General features: G+C 66.7%; 11 protein-coding genes. 3 read left to right on the top strand and 8 right to left on the bottom strand.

Annotation, left to right across the window (positions count from 1 at the left end; translation table 11 throughout):
* Window positions 1-91: 91 nt before the first annotated feature.
* Genes folE through ABQE93_RS05810 form a run of 3 tightly spaced genes read left to right on the top strand, consistent with a single transcriptional unit; the run spans window position 92 to window position 2,939 of the window.
* On the top strand, window positions 92-715 hold the full coding sequence (gene folE, locus ABQE93_RS05820; RefSeq protein ID WP_448406315.1) for a GTP cyclohydrolase I FolE: 624 nt from the start codon (window positions 92-94) through the stop codon (window positions 713-715).
* On the top strand, window positions 712-2,187 hold the full coding sequence (locus ABQE93_RS05815; protein ID WP_448406314.1) for an MFS transporter: 1,476 nt from the start codon (window positions 712-714) through the stop codon (window positions 2,185-2,187). Before folE ends, ABQE93_RS05815 begins: the two co-directional genes overlap by 4 nt.
* Window positions 2,184-2,939, top strand: a complete 756-nt coding sequence (locus tag ABQE93_RS05810; RefSeq protein ID WP_448406312.1) for a dihydrofolate reductase family protein — start codon at window positions 2,184-2,186, stop codon at window positions 2,937-2,939. Before ABQE93_RS05815 ends, ABQE93_RS05810 begins: the two co-directional genes overlap by 4 nt.
* A gap of 98 nt (window positions 2,940-3,037) precedes the next feature.
* Here ABQE93_RS05810 and ABQE93_RS05805 read toward each other — a convergent pair whose 3' ends face one another.
* From ABQE93_RS05805 to ABQE93_RS05770, 8 genes are all read right to left on the bottom strand, one after another.
* Entirely contained in the window at window positions 3,038-4,612 is a 1,575-nt protein-coding gene (locus ABQE93_RS05805) for an acyl-CoA carboxylase subunit beta (RefSeq protein WP_448406310.1), read from the bottom strand.
* Window positions 4,609-10,047, bottom strand: a complete 5,439-nt coding sequence (pks13, locus tag ABQE93_RS05800; protein ID WP_448406309.1) for a polyketide synthase Pks13 — start codon at window positions 10,045-10,047, stop codon at window positions 4,609-4,611. Before pks13 ends, ABQE93_RS05805 begins: the two co-directional genes overlap by 4 nt.
* 18 nt (window positions 10,048-10,065) lie before the next feature.
* Window positions 10,066-11,955 (bottom strand): long-chain-fatty-acid--AMP ligase FadD32, encoded by a 1,890-nt coding sequence (fadD32, locus tag ABQE93_RS05795; RefSeq protein WP_448406308.1) that lies wholly within the window; start codon window positions 11,953-11,955, stop codon window positions 10,066-10,068.
* Window positions 11,956-12,163: 208 nt separating this feature from the next.
* Window positions 12,164-13,171, bottom strand: coding sequence for a carboxylesterase Culp6 (gene culp6 / locus ABQE93_RS05790; protein WP_448406306.1), 1,008 nt, complete (start codon window positions 13,169-13,171; stop codon window positions 12,164-12,166).
* A gap of 18 nt (window positions 13,172-13,189) precedes the next feature.
* A complete protein-coding gene (locus tag ABQE93_RS05785) occupies window positions 13,190-13,657 on the bottom strand; it encodes a DUF732 domain-containing protein (protein ID WP_448406305.1) in 468 nt (155 codons plus the stop codon).
* 55 nt (window positions 13,658-13,712) lie between these two features.
* Window positions 13,713-14,597 carry an alpha/beta hydrolase-fold protein gene (locus ABQE93_RS05780; RefSeq protein ID WP_448406304.1) on the bottom strand — a complete coding sequence of 295 codons (885 nt, stop codon included), beginning with the start codon at window positions 14,595-14,597 and terminating at the stop codon, window positions 13,713-13,715.
* A 139-nt stretch (window positions 14,598-14,736) separates the two neighbouring features.
* Entirely contained in the window at window positions 14,737-15,798 is a 1,062-nt protein-coding gene (locus tag ABQE93_RS05775) for an esterase family protein (RefSeq protein WP_448406303.1), read from the bottom strand.
* Between the two features lie 128 nt (window positions 15,799-15,926).
* On the bottom strand, window positions 15,927-16,895 hold the full coding sequence (locus ABQE93_RS05770; protein ID WP_448406302.1) for an alpha/beta hydrolase: 969 nt from the start codon (window positions 16,893-16,895) through the stop codon (window positions 15,927-15,929).
* Between the last annotated feature and the right edge of the window lie 66 nt (window positions 16,896-16,961).

The following is a 16,961-nucleotide window of genomic DNA, read 5'->3' as shown; positions in this document are numbered from 1 at the left end:
CGTAGACGAAAAAGCTCTGCTAAAAGTTTGGCTATAGCTGCGCATTCCTTTGCAGAAGAATGCGGTTTCTGCATTGCGGCGAGGAGGCAATATGTTGCAGTCGCCAGAAGCGCCGTACGCTGCGAACGGCAAAGTCAGCCGCGTGAAGTTATTCGACCAGGCAGCGGTCGAAGCCGCCATTTTCGATTTGCTCGTCGCGATCGGGGAAGATCCGCACCGCGACGGTTTGCGGGACACCCCGGCCCGCGTCGCACGAGCCTACCGCGAGACTTTCGCTGGTCTGTACGCCGATCCCGACGACGTATTGACGGCGATGTTCGATGAACAACATGGCGAGCTCGTATTGGTTAAGCAAATTCCGATGTACTCGACATGCGAGCATCACCTGGTTTCATTCCATGGTGCCGCCCATGTTGGCTATCTTCCCGGCGAGGACGGACGAGTAACCGGGCTTTCGAAAATCGCGCGCTTGGTCGATTTATACGCCAGGCGCCCACAACTGCAGGAACGGCTTACCGGACAAATCGCCGAGGCGATTATGACCAAATTGAAGCCTCGCGGCGTGATTGTTGTCGTGGAGGCCGAACACCTCTGCATGGCGATGCGTGGTGTGCGAAAACCGGGAGCGATTACGACGACCTCCGCGGTCCGCGGTCAGTTCCAAACCGATGCGGCGGCGCGGGCCGAGGCACTGCATCTGCTCTTACGCAAATGACTTCGGCGCCCACACCGCCCGGGCTGACGAGCAGTCAGCCGTTCCGTGCGGTGTGGGCGATGATGATCGGCTTCTTTCTGATCGTCGTGGACTCGACTGTCGTCGCGGTCGCCAACCCGGTCATCAAACAGGACTTCGCGACCACGTATGAGGCCGTCATCTGGGCGACCAGCGCCTACTTGCTGATGTTTGCCGCGTTGCTGCTGGTGGGTGGGCGGCTCGGGGACCGGTTCGGACCGAAGAATGTCTACCTGGTCGGCTTGGCGCTCTTCACCGCGGCGTCGTCGTGGTGCGGCCTGTCCGAATCCATCGGGATGCTGATCGTCGGACGGCTCGCCCAGGGGGTCGGGGCGGCGCTACTGACACCGCAGACGTTGTCCGTGGTCACCCGCATCTTTCCCGCCGAGCGACGCGGCGTCGCGATGAGTATCTGGGGCGCGACGGCAGCGATCGGCATGTTCGTCGGCCCGCTGGCCGGCGGTGTCCTGGTCGACGGACTCGGTTGGCGGTGGATTTTCCTGCTCAACATTCCGATCGGTGCGCTGGGTCTGATTCTTGCGCGACGGCTGGTTCCCGCGCTGCCCGGCCGACGTCACCGCTTCGACGTGCTTGGCGTGCTGCTGTCGGGCGCCGGAATCTCGCTGATCGTGTTCGGCTTGCAGGAGGGCCGCAACCACAGTTGGGCGCTCGACATCTGGCTGTGCCTCGTCGGTGGCCTCTTACTACTTGCGGTGTTCGTGATCTGGCAGTCGGTCCAGCCGCGCGAACCGCTGGTTCCGCTGAAGTTGTTCCGCCGCCGCGACTTCAGCCTCTCCAACGTCGGCATCGCTTTGACCAGCTTCGCGGTGGTCGCGTTCGTCGTTCCGCTGATGTTCTATCTGCAGGACGTTCGCGGGCTGTCAGCCACCCACGCGGCGTTGGTGACCGTGCCGATGGCCGTCGCGACCGGTGTCCTGGCCCCCGTCGTGGGCAGGCTCGTCGACCGTTTCCATCCCCGCGTCATCGTCGGTCCGGGGTTCGCTGCCATGTCGGTCGCGTTGGTCTGGCTGGCCATGGAGATGGAGCCGACCACACCCGTCTGGCGGTTGATGTTGCCGCTCACGATGATCGGCGCGGCGGGTGCGTTCACGTGGGAACCGTTGGCTGCCACCGCATCCCGGACCCTGCCACCCGAACTCGCAGGTGCGGGTTCGGCGGTGTACAACACAATCCGGCAGGTAGGTGCGGTGCTCAGCAGCGCCAGTATCGCCGCGTTGATGGCCGCGCTGCTCCACCGAAGACCCGATGACGCTGCGGGGCAACTTCCCGACACGCTTCAGGAACCGTTCGCCGAAGCGATGGCGCTCTCGGTACTCCTGCCTGCGGCCGCCGCGGGCCTCGGTGTGATCACCGCGCTGTTCTTCGTCGGCCATCCGCGATCGCCGGCAACGGCGAGAACCCAACCGAAGTTGAAGGCGGGCACCACGTTATGACTGCACTTGCCGGGATATCACATTCGACCGTTCACGAGCCCGAAGCGCTCACCGACGACGCCCTGCGCGACCTTTTCGCCTACCCTGAGGGCCTCGTCCGGCCTCGTCTGCGCGCGAACTTCATCGTCAGCATCGACGGCGCGGTGACGCTCGACGGCGGCGGGCGCAAGTTGGGAACGGACACCGACCGACGGGTGTTCAAACGGCTGCGGGAAGTCGCGGACGTCGTCCTCGTGGGTGCCACCACCGCAGCTTCCAAGCCCTACGCCGATATCGAGGTGTCCGCGGACGCGCAACCGTGGCGACTGTCGCATGGGCTGTCCCCGGCGCTGCGGTTGGCAGTGGTGTCCAGTCGCGCTGTGCTCCCGCCGCAGCTGCTGCTAGATCCGGTGGGGCCGCCGATCGTGTTCGTCTCCGCGTGTGCCCCGAGCGCGGCGAGGCGGGCGCTGGCGGCCGCCGGCGCGTTCGTGTGCGAGCTGCCGGAAGGCGAGATCGGCTGTGGCACAATACGCAACACCCTGGGCGAGCTGGGGCTGAACCGTGTTCTCGTCGAAGGCGGTCCAACGCTGTTCTCTCAGCTGGTCACCGCGGATGAGATCGACGAGTTGTGTCTCACGACCAGCCCGATGATGGTGGCCGGGCCCGCGCGCCGTGTCTCCGATTCGGCTGAGCATGTCCGGATCCGTATGCGGCGCAAAGACATTCTGCTCGGCAGCGACGGCACTACCATAGTCCGATGGGTTCGCCCCTGAGCCAGCGTGCGCAATCTCGCAGCGAACTTCGGCGTGTCGCCCGCTGGGCCCACCGCGAAGCGGGGAACACGCACGCTCGCGGAAAGAGTGAGGGGAAACTAAATCGGGGTGAGTCCGTGCTTGCGCTGTACACGCTGGATCTGCTTGTCGCGCAACAAGTTCAGCGACTTGCGCAGCAGCAGCCGGGTCTCGTGCGGCTGGATCACCCCATCGATGTAACCGCGCTCGGCCGCGATCCACGGGGTGGCCATGTTGAGGTTGTAGCCCTCGATGAAGTCGGCCCGGATCTTCTGCACCTCCGGTGCGGTGGGGTCCGGGAACCGCTTCACCAACAGCTGTGCGGCGCCCTCGGCACCGATCACCGCGATCCGGGCCGTCGGCCAGGCGAAGTTCAGGTCGGCGGTGAGCTGCTTGGATCCCATCACCGCGTAACCGCCACCGTAGGACTTACGGACCGTGATCGTCACCTTCGGCACATCGGCCTCGACGACGGCGTTGAAGAAGCGACCGCCGCGCTTGATGATGCCGCCCTTCTCCTGTTCCACCCCCGGCATAGCGCCCGGAGTGTCCACCACGAAAACCAGTGGCGTGTTGAACGAATCACAGAACCTGATGAATGCCGACGCCTTGTCGGACGCCTCGTTGTCGATCGCCCCGGACATGTGCATAGGCTGGTTGGCGATCACCCCGACCGGCCGCCCGTCGACACGGGCGAACGCGGTGATCATCGCCGGACCGCGTTGCTCGCCGACCTGGAACACATCGCCGTCATCGAAGATCCGCAACAGGATCTCCATCATGTCGTAAGCCTGGTTGTCCGAGTCCGGCACGATCGCGTCGAGTTCGTAGTCGTGCGGGGTGATCTCGGGCTCCATGCCCGGGTTGACGATCGGAGGGTCATCAAAGGTGTTGGCGGGCAGAAACTCTAGGTAGTCGCGCACGTACTGGAATGCCGCGGCCTCGTCCTCGACGACCTGGTGGATGTTGCCGTAGCGCGCTTGGTTGTCGGCGCCGCCGAGTTCGTCCAGCGTGACGTCTTCACCGGTGACGTCCTTGATCACGTCAGGACCGGTGATAAACATGTAGCCCTGGTCGCGGACGGCCACCACCAGATCGGTCTGGATCGGCGAATACACGGCTCCGCCAGCGCACTTGCCGAAAATCAACGAGATCTCGGGCACCAGGCCACGCAGCATCTCGTGGCGGCGACCCAGTTCGGCGTACCACGCCAGCGAGGTCACCGCGTCCTGGATCCGGGCCCCTGCGGAATCGTTGATGCCGATGATCGGGCAGCCGACCATCGCCACCCACTCCATCAGCTTGGCGACCTTGCGGCCGAACATCTCGCCGACCGAGCCCTGAAAGACCGTCTGGTCGTGGCTGAACACCCCGACCGGCCTGCCGTTGATCCGGCCGTGCCCGGTCACCACGCCGTCGCCGAACAACGCGTCGGGATCACCGGGGGTCTTCGCCAGCGCGCCGATCTCGAGGAAGCTGCCCGGGTCCAGCAGCGCATGGATGCGGTCGCGGGCACTCGGGATGCCCTTCTTCGCGCGTTTGGCGACTGCCTTCTCACCGCCGGGCTCCTTGGCCTGCTCCAGCTTTTCGCGCAGCTCAGCCAACAGTTCAGCGGTGGTCTTGGTGCGGGTGGGCGGGAGAGATTCAGTGGTCACTTCGCCTGCTTCTCCTCAGACTCGATGCGGCTGATCGCTTCGCTCATATGGGCGCCGACCTTCGCAATGTACGGCTCGTCGATCGCCTGGATGTGTTCACCCCCGATGGGCACGACCTCCAGGTCGGAGACGAACTCGCCCCAACCGCCGTCGGGCTGGCGCGTCGCGTACCGCGGCTCGAAGTAGATGGCATCGTCGTGGTAGCGGTCGGCCATGTACAGGGTGACCTTGCCGTCGTAGGGCTTGATATCGGCGGTGTCGATCGCCCGCTGGTCCAGATACGACGTGCGCTGGTGCTCGATGATTCCGCCCGGGATCTGCACCCCGCTCTGGCTCACCACGTCCAGCACGAACTGCACCTGACCTTCGTCGTCGAGCTGTTCGAGTTCCTCGTAAGGGATTTCGGGGATCTCGACGTTGAACGTGCGCTCGGCGAAGCGCGCGTAGCGGTCCCAGCGGGCGCGGGTCTCCTCCTTGGTCTGGGGGATCTCCTCGCCTGGGCGCACCGCGTCGATCAACCCGACGAAACGCACGTCGGCGCCGGCCCGCTTGAGCCCGATCGCGCACGCGTAGGCGAGCACGCCGCCCAGCGACCAGCCAGCCAGGATGAACGGCTGCCCCCGCTTTTCCCCCGACGCTTCGCTCGCCCAACCGTTGAGCTCCAACAGCTTCGGCACGTACTCGCGGGCGCGCTCCTCGATCGAGCCCTCCACCCGTTCGATGCCGTACATCGGGGTGTCCGACGGCAGGCGTTTGAGCAGCGGCTCGTAGACCACCGTCGATCCGCCCGCGGCGTGGAACACGTACACCGGGATCTGATTCGACCCGTCCTGTGGCGCGCGCAGCGTCCGCACGAACCCGTCGATCTTGCCGCCTTCGAGGTATTCGCGGACCGTGGTGGACAGCTCCTCGATGGTCTTTGCGGCGCGGACGTCGTCGGCGGTGACGGTGCCCTCGTCGACGCGTTCGGTGAGCCGCTCGGCGATCTTGGCCGCGGTGGCGTCGTCGATCGTGGGCAGCTCGTTGAAGATGCCGCCCGGCGACTTTCCGGTGATGATCGCCCACGTCGCGAACGTGACGCGCTCGGCGGCGTCGCGCGGCGGCACGTCGGAGCCCAGCGCCTCGGTGACCGCCTCCTGGGTCAGCACTTTGGACGCGGCGGCCACCGTCGACTGCGACGGCCCGCTCGGATCCGTTGGCGGCGGCGGGATGTCGGGGCCCGACGGGTCGGTCGGCGGCGCAGGAATGTCGGTGGGGGTCGCCGTACCCGCGCTGGTCAGCGGGGATTCACCGGTCCGCTCGGCCAGCACCTGCTCGAGTTCGGCGACGGTGGACGCGCCACCCATCAGCTCGGCCTGCTCGGCCGCGATCTCCTCGGGGGTCTTGGTCTTCTGGTGTTCCGCGAGCTGGTCGACCTCATCGCGGTGCTCGATCGCGTACTCGATCAGCTTCTCGACCGCATACAGGTTGGCGTCGCGCACCGCGGTCAGCTGGATCGGCGGCAGATCGAAGTCGTACTCGACGCGGTTCTTGATCCGCACCGCCATCAGCGAGTCGAGGCCGAGCTCGATCAGCGGCACCTCCCACGGCAGGTCCTCGGGCTCGTAACCCATTGCGCCGCCGACGATCGCGCCCAGCCGGTCATGGATGGTCTCCCCGGAGTCCGGCGACCACTTGGCGAAGCCGGCGGCCAGACCGGCGCCCGCGGTCAGGTTGTCCTGCAGGATTTCCGCCGCGTCTTCCTCGGGCTCCTCGGCGGGAGCAGCTGAAACCTGCTGTGCGACGGCCGCACCCGTGGCCACCGCGATCGGCAACGCACCGGCGGCGCCGTCGCGACTCACCACCGCGTCGTAGACCAGCGTGAACGACTCGTCGATGCGCGAATGCACCTGCACGCTGGCGCCGCCGGGATGCCGGGTCAGCGTGGTCACCAGCCGCGCGCCCTCGCCGGGCACCGCACGCTGTTCGGATGCGACCAGCTTGGCATCCGGGAGCACCTGTGCGGCAGCGGCTTTCACCAGCCCCGCCAGATCCGGCTCACCCTTGGGTGCGAACTCCCAGACATGGCGCCCGTCGGGCATGGCGACATGGTTGCCGGGCATCATGACCGAGCTGTCGCCGGTGAACCGCGCCTCCAGCCAGTGCGGCTTACGGCGGAACCGGGTCGGCGGGATGTTGGCGTACTCACCGCGCTCGAACAAGGTTCGGAAGTCCAGGTCGTGCCCGTGCACGTACAGCTGCGCCATCGCGGAGATCATCGAGTCGACTTCGTCCTGCTTGCGCGCCAACGTCGCGATCAGCTGTGCGTCGTGCAGGCCCGCAGCGGCCGTGGTGAGGCCAACCTGCATGAGCGCCACCGGGTTCGGAGCCAGCTCGAGGAACGTGGTGTGGCCGTTGTCCACCGCGTTGCGCACGCCGTGGGTGAAGTAGACGCTGTGCCGCAGCCCCTTCTTCCAGTAGTCCACGTCGTGGATCGTCTCGCCGGGGCGGATGTAGTTGCCCTCGTGCACGGTCGAGAAGTAGCCGATCTTCAGCGGATGGGCTTCGATCCCGATCAGTTCGGCGGCCAGTTCACCGAGCAGCGGGTCCATCTGCGAGGTGTGGCTGGCGCCCTTGGTCTGGAACTTGCGGGCGAACTTCCCCTCGGACTCGGCGCGGGCGATGATCGCGTCCACCTGTTCGGGCGGTCCGCCGATGACGGTCTGGGTGGGCGCGGCGTAAACGCACACCTCGAGGTCGTTGAAGTCGGCGAACACCGTCTCGATCTCCTCGGGCGAATACTCGACCAAGGCCATCAACCGGATCCACTCGCCGAACAGCATCGCCTCGCCCTCGCCCATCAGATGCGAGCGTGAGCAGATGGTGCGGGTGGCGTCCTCCAGCGACAGACCCCCGGCGAAGTAGGCCGCAGCCGCCTCACCCAGCGACTGACCCACCACCGCAGCGGGTTTCGCGCCGTGGTGGCGCAGCAGCTCACCCAGCGCGATCTGGATCCCGAAGATGGTGATCTGCGTGGTCTCGATGCCGTAGTCCTGCGCGTCGTCGAGGATCAGCTCGACGATCGAATAGCCGCGCTCGTCCTGTACGTGCGCGTCGACCTTGTTGATCCACTCGGCGAAGACGTCGTTGCGCAGGTACAGGCTCTTGGCCATCTTGCGGTGCTGCGCACCGAATCCCGCCAGCACCCACACCGGCCCGTTGGTGACCGGGCCGTCGGCGCTGAACACATTCGGGTTCTGCTTGCCCTCGGCGACGGCCCGCAGGCCCTTGATGGCTTCGTCGTGGTCGTGGGCCAGCACCACGGCGCGGGAGCGGCCGTGGTTGCGACGCGAGAGCGCGCGCCCGATCGACTCCAGCGACGACGCGCGACCTTCGGGGCTGTCGATCCAGTCGGCCAGCTCGGCGGCGGTGGCCTTCTTGCGCGACGTCAAAAATCCCGAAACCGCCAGCGGCACAACCGGTGTCGGCTGTTCACCGGACTCCAGCTCCTCGCGGGCCACCGCCAGCAGCCGCAGCGCCTCCTCGGTCAGCCCCGGCAACTCCGGTTCGTCCTCGGCGACGTGCGCCGGGCGATCCAGCCCGTCGTCATCGTCGTCATCATCGAAGTCTGATTCTCTTCGCGCAAGCGGCTCATCGATGAACTCGCCGTACTCGTCCATCCGCACGCCGCCCACATAGACCGCGTCGGCCTCCGAAGCCGCCGGCTTCTCGGGTTCGGGCTCCGGCTTCGGTTCGGGCTCGACCAGATCGGACGGCAACACCTCGCGCAGCACCAGATGCGCGTTGGCGCCGCCGAAGCCGAACCCGGAGACGCCGGTGATGGCGTGTCCGCTGTAGCGCGGCCAGTCGGTGACCGTGTCGGCCACCTTCAGGTGCACGCCGTCGAAGTCGATGTACGGGTTGGGCCCGGCGTAGTTGATCGACGGCGGGATCTTGTCGTTGCGCAGCGCCATCGCCATCTTCGCGAGGCTGGCCGCACCGGCCGCCGACTCCAGGTGGCCCACATTGGATTTCACTGCGCCCAGCAGCGCCGGCTTGTCGGCGGCGCGGCCCCTGCCGACCACACGTCCCAGCGCGTCGGCCTCGATCGGGTCGCCGAGGATGGTGCCGGTGCCGTGCGCCTCGATGTAGTCGACGACGCGCGGGTCGATTCCGGCGTCCTTGTACGCCTTGCGCAACACCTCGGCCTGCGCGTCGGGGTTGGGCGCGAGCAACCCGTTGGACCGGCCGTCGTGGTTGACTGCGCTGCCTGCGATGACGGCGATGATGTCATCGCCGTCGCGGCGCGCGTCGCCGAGACGTTTGAGCACCAGCATGCCACCGCCCTCGGAGCGCGCGTAGCCGTCGGCGTCGGCGGAGAAGGATTTGATCCGACCGTCCGGCGCCAGCACGCCGCCGACCTCGTCGAAGCCGACGGTGACCAACGGTGTGATCAGCGCGTTGACCCCGCCGACGATCGCCACGTCGGCCTCACCGGAGCGCAGCGCCTGCACGCCCTGGTGGGCGGCCACCAGCGAGCTCGAGCACGCCGTGTCGACGGCGACCGACGGGCCGCGGAAGTCGTAGAAGTAGGACACCCGGTTGGCGATGATCGAACTGGCCGTGCCGGTGATCGCGTACGGGTGCGCGATCGACGGATCAGACATCGCCAAAAAGCTGTAGTCGTTCAGCGAGCTGCCGATGTAGACGCCGACGCTCTCCCCGCGCAGGCTCGACGCCGGGATGCGGGCGTGTTCCAATGCCTCCCAGGTCAATTCGAGCGCCATCCGCTGCTGCGGATCGATGTTGTCGGCCTCCATCTTCGACAACGCGAAGAACTCGGAGTCGAAACCCTTGATATCGGAGAGGTAGCCGCCGCGGGTGCGCGCCTTGGCGACCCGTTCGGCGATGCGCGGTTCGCCGAGGAACTCCTCCCACCGGCCCTCGGGCAGATCGGTGATCGCGTCGCGGCCTTCCAGCAGCGCCTGCCACGTCTGGTCGGCGGTGTTCATGTCGCCGGGGAAGCGGGTGGCGATGCCCACGATGGCGATGTTGGCGGTGTCCTCGTCGACATCGCGGGTCCAGTCCTCGGCCCCCGCGCCGTCGGCGTCTTCGAGTTCCGGCTCGCCCTCGATGATCACGGTCGCCAACGACTCGATGGTCGGATGCCGGAACGCGACCGTCGCGGTCAGCGTGACGCCGGTGAGGTCCTCGATGTCGCTGGCCATCGCGACCGCGTCGCGCGAGGACAGGCCCAACTCGACCATCGCGGTGGAGTCGTTGATCTGGTCGGCGGACTGTCCGGTGGCGTTGGCGATCCAGTTGCGCAACCAGGTGCGCATCTCGGCGACCGTCATGTCGGTCTTGGGCGGGGTGAGCGGCGGCTCGGGTGCCAGCTGGATCTCGGGTGTCGCGTCGGGGTCCGCGTGCTGCGAATCGTCTTGTGTATCAGCCATTTCAGCGTAGTTCAGCCGTCAGTCGGTTTCGTCGGGGAAGGCGTTGGGGATCTTGCCGCTGCGCAGGCTGCCGTCCAGATAGGCGGCGCGGCAGGCGCGTCGGCCGATCTTGCCGCTAGACGTGCGCGGAATGGCGCCCGCCGCGGTCAGCAGCACGTCGCGCACCGTGACACCGTGGCGCACGGCGATCGCGGCGCGGATGTCGTCGGCGATCGGGCCCATGTCGAGCTTGTGCGCTCCCGGCGCCCGCTCACCGACGATCACGAGCTGTTCGGAGGTGTCGCTGGGATCGCGTTTGAGCCCGGCGTGTGAATCCGCGAATACCTCGGCCGGCAACTGGTTGGCCGGAACCGAGAACGCGGCGACGAACCCGGTGCGCAGCGCCTTGGTCGCTTCCTGCGCCGAGTACTCGAGGTCCTGCGGGTAGTGGTTGCGACCGTCGATGATCACCAGATCCTTGGTGCGCCCGGTGATGTAGAGCTCGCCGTCGTGGTAGGCACCGAGGTCACCGGTGCGCACCCACGTCGCGTCGTCGGACGCGCCCTCGGCGTGCGACGGGTTGGTGCGCGACTTCAAAATGTTCTGGAAGGTGGCCAACGTCTCCTCGGGCTTACCCCAGTACCCGGTGCCCATGTTCTGGCCGCTGATCCAGACCTCGCCGATCTGCCCGTCGGGCAGTTCGGTGGCGGTGTCGTTGTCGACGATGACGGCCCACTCGGCCAGCCCGATCTTGCCTGCGCCGGCCTGCGCCACCGCCTTCGGCGAGTCCTCGGGTACCTCCACGAAGCGGTGGTTGTTCAGCTCGTCGCGGTCGACGTAGACGATCGACGGTTCGGCGTCCATCGGTGTGGTCGAAACGAACAACGTCGCCTCGGCCAGCCCGTAGGACGGTTTGATGGCCTGCGGCTGAAATCCGAAGGGGCCGAACGCTTCGTTGAACCGGCGCACGGTGGCCGCCGAGATCGGCTCGCTGCCGTTGAGGATGCACTTGACGTTGGACAGGTCCAGCGGCGGCTCGCCATCTTTGGGCACTCCGCGCGCCGCGGCGTGGTCGAACGCGAAGTTCGGCGCCACCGAGATGGTGCCGCCGGTGTCGTCGTCCTTGCGGGCCATCTCGCGGATCCACCGGCCGGGCCTGCGCACGAACGCGGCGGGCGTCATGAACGTGATGTAGTGCCCGATCATCGGTGACAGCAGCACGGTGATCAGGCCCATGTCGTGGAAGAACGGCAGCCACGAAACCCCGCGGTCGCCTTCCTGACCGTCGAGCGCCTCGATCACCTGCACCACGTTGGTGGCCAGGTTCAAATGGGTGATCTGCACGCCGGTTGGAATGCGCGTGGAACCGGAGGTGTACTGCAGGTAGGCGATGGTGTCGTGCTCGACCTCGATCGGCTCCCAGGTGGCACCGACTTCGTCGGGCACCGCGTCGACGGCGATGACACGGGGACGCTCCTTGGCGGGCCGGCTGCGGAAGAACTTGCGCACCCCTTCGGCGGCCTCGGTGGTGGTCAGGATGGCCGAGGGATGGCAGTCGTCGAGCACGGCGTGCAGGCGACCGACGTGGCCTGGCTCGCCCGGATCGAACAGCGGAACCGCGATGCGCCCGGAGTAGAGCGTGCCGAAGAACGCGACCAGGTACTCGAGGTTCTGCGGGCACAGGATCGCGACCCGGTCGCCGGGTTCGGTGACCTGTTGCAGCCGCGCGCCCACCGCGCGGTTACGGATGCCGAAGTCGGCCCAGTGCAGATCCCGTGCGACGCCGTCGCGCTCGGTGGAGAAGTCAAGGAACCGGTAGGCGACCTTGTCCCCACGCACCTTCGCCCACCGTTCGACGTGCTTGACCAAGCTGCCGTTGTCCGGGAACTTGATCAGTCCGTCTTTGATGAACGGATTGTGGAAGGCCATCTCATACTCCTGTCAAGAACCACTCGCGTCAGCGCCGGTGATCACGCATCCTGCGCAACCCCAAACCCCCAGATCGTAGCCGGTATAAGACCCGCACCAGGTGGGGCGCTCTGAGCTGCGTGTTCGGGCGCGCCGACGCCCGCTGGTCTTAGTTATTTCTTAATGTTAGGTGACCGCAGGTCACTCGCCAAATCCCCTCGGTCACAGGTCAGCCATGTTTCGGGCGCGGAGCGTTATCGATCAGTTCCCGTGCCCAATTGAGGGTCCAGGCGGTGGCCGAAGCCCCGTTGACGTTCCAGAACTCGGGTGTGGCGTACATGGCGTGGATCGGTTGGCCGGCTCCGCCGCTGAGCACTTCCAGCGTCTTGGGCAGTTGGGTGATGTTGAACGCCGATTCGGGCGCCGAACAGATCAGATCGCCGCGCGCGCAGATCTCGTAGGTGCGGTCGTTGAGCAGTCCGAAGCCACCCGGCCGCGGCCCGGTCATATCCAGGCCGAACGAGTCCAACAGCGGAATCTCGTCGAGCGTGATCTCGGCGCCGACCCCCGGCGGGGTGGGGCCGACGTCCTGGCCGACGCCGGTCTGGCGGCGGCCGTCGGCGATCAGCGTCACCCCGAGCACCAGGTCCTCGTCGACCGGTCCGCGACCGTTGCCGATATCGTTCGCGATGTCACCGGCGATCACCGCGCCCTGCGAGAACCCGATCAGCACGTAGCTGGTCAGCGGGCAACGTTCGTTCATGTCTGCCATGGCCTTGACCGTGTTGTGGTAGCCCTCGGCGCGGCTGTCGTTGTACGACATCTGGTTGTCGGATGCGAACGGGTTGGAGAACTGCGCCGTGTACGGAACGGTGTACACCTCGAGGCGGTCCTGACCGAACTCCGCGCGGATCGGGTTGGTGACGTTGAGCAGCAACGCGATGGGGAACTGCGCGGGGTTGTGCGGATCCATCTGCGGTGACGATTCCCACGTGCCGGGCACCGAGATCAGCTGCACGTCCGGGCAGCTGGCGTCCTGGAACTCCGGGCGCGGCTTCTTGGGCGGCACCACGACACCGGGGGGCGCCGCTGTGGGCGGCACGGCACCCGGACGGGTGTCGGGTGTGCGCTGCCACACCCAGACCAGGGTCGCGACCAACACCACCACCAGCGCTACCGCCCCGGCTGCGGCGAGCGCGAGGATGCGATGGCGTTTCCGCCGATTGGTCTTGGCCATGGATGCTCGGGTCTTCCGTTAGCAGAGTCGTTGGGTCGCGATGCGAATGTAGTCGGCGGTCGCTGCGTCGACATCCGCCGCCGACGGCGGGTTAGCAGCAAGCTGGTCATCGTGGGCGTCGCTGCGCACCAGCGGATGGACGATGTCCCACACCGCCTCCTCGCCGTGCTTGGCCGCGCGCGCCTGGCATACGTAGGAGCCGATGTTCAACGCCATCAGATCGCTCGACGGTGTCACGCCCGCCGCGGCGAGCGCGTCGAGGTAGCTCCGCTGGCGGTCGGTGACGACGAGCGCGTTGGACTTACCGCCCGACGCGGGTGGGCCCGGCGGCGCCGCGCCGCCGTGGCCGTGCACCGCCTCGGTTTCGGCGGTGGGTTCTTTGATCGCGATCGCCTCGTCGCCCCCGCATCCGGTCAGCAACAGGGTCGCGGAGACCACCAGTAGCGACGGCAGCGTCGCCGCCGCCCTTCTGAGTCCCGCTTGCACGCCTCCAAGGTACCGGCTGAGTCTGTGCGAACCGCCCACCGCGGCAACGCTTGAGTTACTTGATCGTGGTGACCAATTCGCCCCTCATCGCGGCCAGCTGAGCACTCCAGTTGCCCCAGTCGTGGTTGCCGGAGGTCGGGAAGTCGAAGTGCCCGTTCTTACCGCCGACACCGCGATAGTGCTGGTAGAACTCCCGGTTGGTGCCCTGGGCGATATCGCAGTAGCCGATCATCGCGGCCGGATCGGTGCATCCACCGGCGGGTGGGCTGAACACCCACAGCCGGGTGTTGTTGTCGGCGAGCAACTGCACGTGCACGTTGGGCGAATGCCACTTCCACCGGCCCAACTGTGGCAGACCCCACATGTTGCGGGTTTCCACACCGCCGTACTGCGCCAGACCCGCGGTGATCGCGCCGTCGACACCGGTGCGCTCGGGGGTCAGAAAGCCCGACAGCGAACCGGCGAAGCGGTAGCGGTCCGGGTGGAACGTCGCCATCGCCATCGCGCCGTAGCCGCCCTGCGCGGCGCCGACGATGCCGTGGCCGCCGGGTGCGAGGCCCTTGTTGGCGGCCAGCCAGTTCGGCAGCTCATCGGCCAAAAACGTCTCCCACTGCTTGCTGCCGTCCAGCTCCCAGTTGGTGTACATGCTCCACGCGCCGCCGGCCGGGGCCACCACCGAGATGCCCTGACCCGCGAGGGTGTTCATCGCGTTGCCCGCCGTCACCCAGTTGCTGACGTCGGGTGCGGCGTTGAAGGCGTCGAGCAGCACGACGGCGTGCGGGCCGCCTGCCAGAAACGAGACCGGGATGTCGCGGCCCATCGCCGGTGACGGCACCATCAACATCTCGACGGCCTTGGCGTCGGGCGCCATGGACGTGCCTGCCGACCACAGGCCCGCCGTCAACGCCAGCGTCAGGAGTCCTCGGATCAAACCACGCATCAACTACGCCACCTCACGTTCGTCTGATGTCCCCGCGCGAGGTAGTCAATCACACCGGCACCCGGGAACCGCCCGAAATGGCTGACGGCGGCGACCCGCGAGGATCGCCGCCGTCAACTATGTGTCGCGGATCAGCCGGTTAGCTGCCGTCCTCCGCCGTCACCGAGGCCTCCGTGGCGATCGGAGTGGTCGGCTGCGGGGTGGCACCCAGCACGCGCTGGATATCCGGCTTCATCTGCTGCAGCTGCTGACCCCAGTACTCCCAGCTGTGGGTACCGGACTGCGGGAAGTTGAACACACCGTTCTTACCGCCGGCAGCGAGGTACTCCTCCTGGAACGTCTCGTTGGTCCGCAAGGTGAACTTCTCCAGGAACTCCGCGTTGAAGTTGTCACCGGCCACCCGGCCGTTGATCTCGGCAGGCTTGCCGTTGCCGCAGAACACCCAGATCCGGGTGTTGTTGGCCACGAGCCTGTCGATGTTGACCATCGGGTCGTTGCGCTCCCACGCGTTGTTGGGGTCTTCGGTGCGACCCCACATGTCGTTGGCGTCATAGCCGCCGGCATCGCCCATCGACATGTTGACCAGCATCGGCCACCAGCCCTCGGACAGGTTCAAAAAGCCCGACAGCGACCCGGCGTACTGGAACTGCTGCGGGTAGTAGATCGCCAGCGTCAGCGCGGCCGAACCCGCCATGGACAGGCCCACCGCCGCGTTGCGGTTGGGGTTCACGCCCTTGTTGGCGGCCAGGTAGGCGGGAAGTTCCTGGGTCAGGAAGGTCTCCCACTTGTAGGTCTGGCAGCCGTTGTCGCCGCAGGCCGGCTTGTACCAGTCGCTGTAGAAGCTGGACTGGCCGCCGACGGGCATGATCACCGCGAGACCGGAATCCAGATACCACTCGAAGGCCGCGGTCTCGATGTCCCAGCCGTTGAAGTCGTCGCGGGCGCGAAGCCCGTCCAGAAGGTAGACCCCCGGTGCGTCGGGGCCGCCGTTTTGGAACTGCACCTTGATGTCGCGCCCCATCCCTGCGGATGGCACCATCAGGTACTCGACCGGCAGACCCGGCCGAGAGAAGGCCTCAGCGGTCGCCGATCCTCCAGCGAGGCTGACGAACCCGGGCAGCACGGCTGCTGCGAGGGCCGCAACCGTGAGCCGGCGCGGCAGCGTTCTCGCCGCACGCCGGATCTTGCCAACAAACTTCATGCTTGATCTATCCCATCTGTCGTATGCCGCACGCGGATGTTGCCCCCAGACCGTGCCGCGTTGCTCGTGCAGTCAACCACAACTTGCTGTGATCCTTCTATTTCGCAGGTATCGTGCCTGGTCACTCCTTAACCGTTGAGGGTCGCGATCAGGTCTGGTTTGAGCGTTTGCAGCTGCTCACCCCAGTACGGCCAGGCGTGATTTCCGGCCGGCGGGAACACAAAAGTCGCGTTGGTGCCCCCGGCCGCCCGATAGGCCTTTTCGAAGTCTTTGTTGCTCTTCAACGCCATGGATTCCAGGCTGTGGGCGGTGAACACCTGGTTGGGGTCGACGTTCGCGTCCAGCGGGGTGACGCCGCCTGGCGCGCAGTAGATCCACAGCCTGGTGCCGTTGGCGACCAGCATGCCGACCTGCACGGTCGGGTCGTTACGCCGCCACGCCGAATCCCACGGCGCGCCCCACATGTTGTCGACGTTGTAGCCGCCCGCATCCAGCATCGCCACCCGGATGGCCGGTTGCATGAACGGCGCCGACGGGTTGAGGAAACCGGACAGCGATGCGGCGTAACGGAATTGAGCCGGGTGGTAGGCGGCCAGGACCAGCGCCGCGCTACCCGACATGGACAACCCGACCACGCCGTTGCCGGTCGTCGAGATCTGTTTGTTGGCGGCCAGCCACTGCGGCAGCTCACGGGTCAGAAACGTCTCCCATTTATAGGTGTAGGGCTGGCTGTTGAAGCTCGACGGCGAGTACCAGTCGCTGTAGAAGCTGGACTGGCCGCCCACGGGCATCACCACGGCGATCCCGGACTCGTGAAACCACTCGAACGCCGGCGTTTCGATGTCCCAGCCGTTGTAGTCGTCGCGGGCCCGCAGTCCGTCCAGCAGGTACACCGCGTGCGGGCCTCCTGCCCCGGGCTGGAACTGGACCCGTACGTTGCGCCCCATCGACGTCGAGTACACGTCGAGGTATTCGACGGGCAGCCCTTCGCGCGAGAACGCGTCGGCGCTGGGTGTCGGGCCTGCCACCACCGTGAGGGCGGGCAGCGCGACGACGGCCGCCGTGGTCGCCAGCGCGCGGCGAAGCCAGGTTCGCACAGGTTCTACCATCCGTTCGTGTGTCCGGCGCCGCGTGAAAGACGGTCCGCGACAGCTTTATCGCCC

It is taken from the genome of Mycolicibacterium sp. XJ662 (assembly GCF_053484035.1).
The sequence above is the reverse complement of the archived record's forward strand: the minus strand, read 5'-3'. Positions and strand labels throughout refer to the sequence as shown.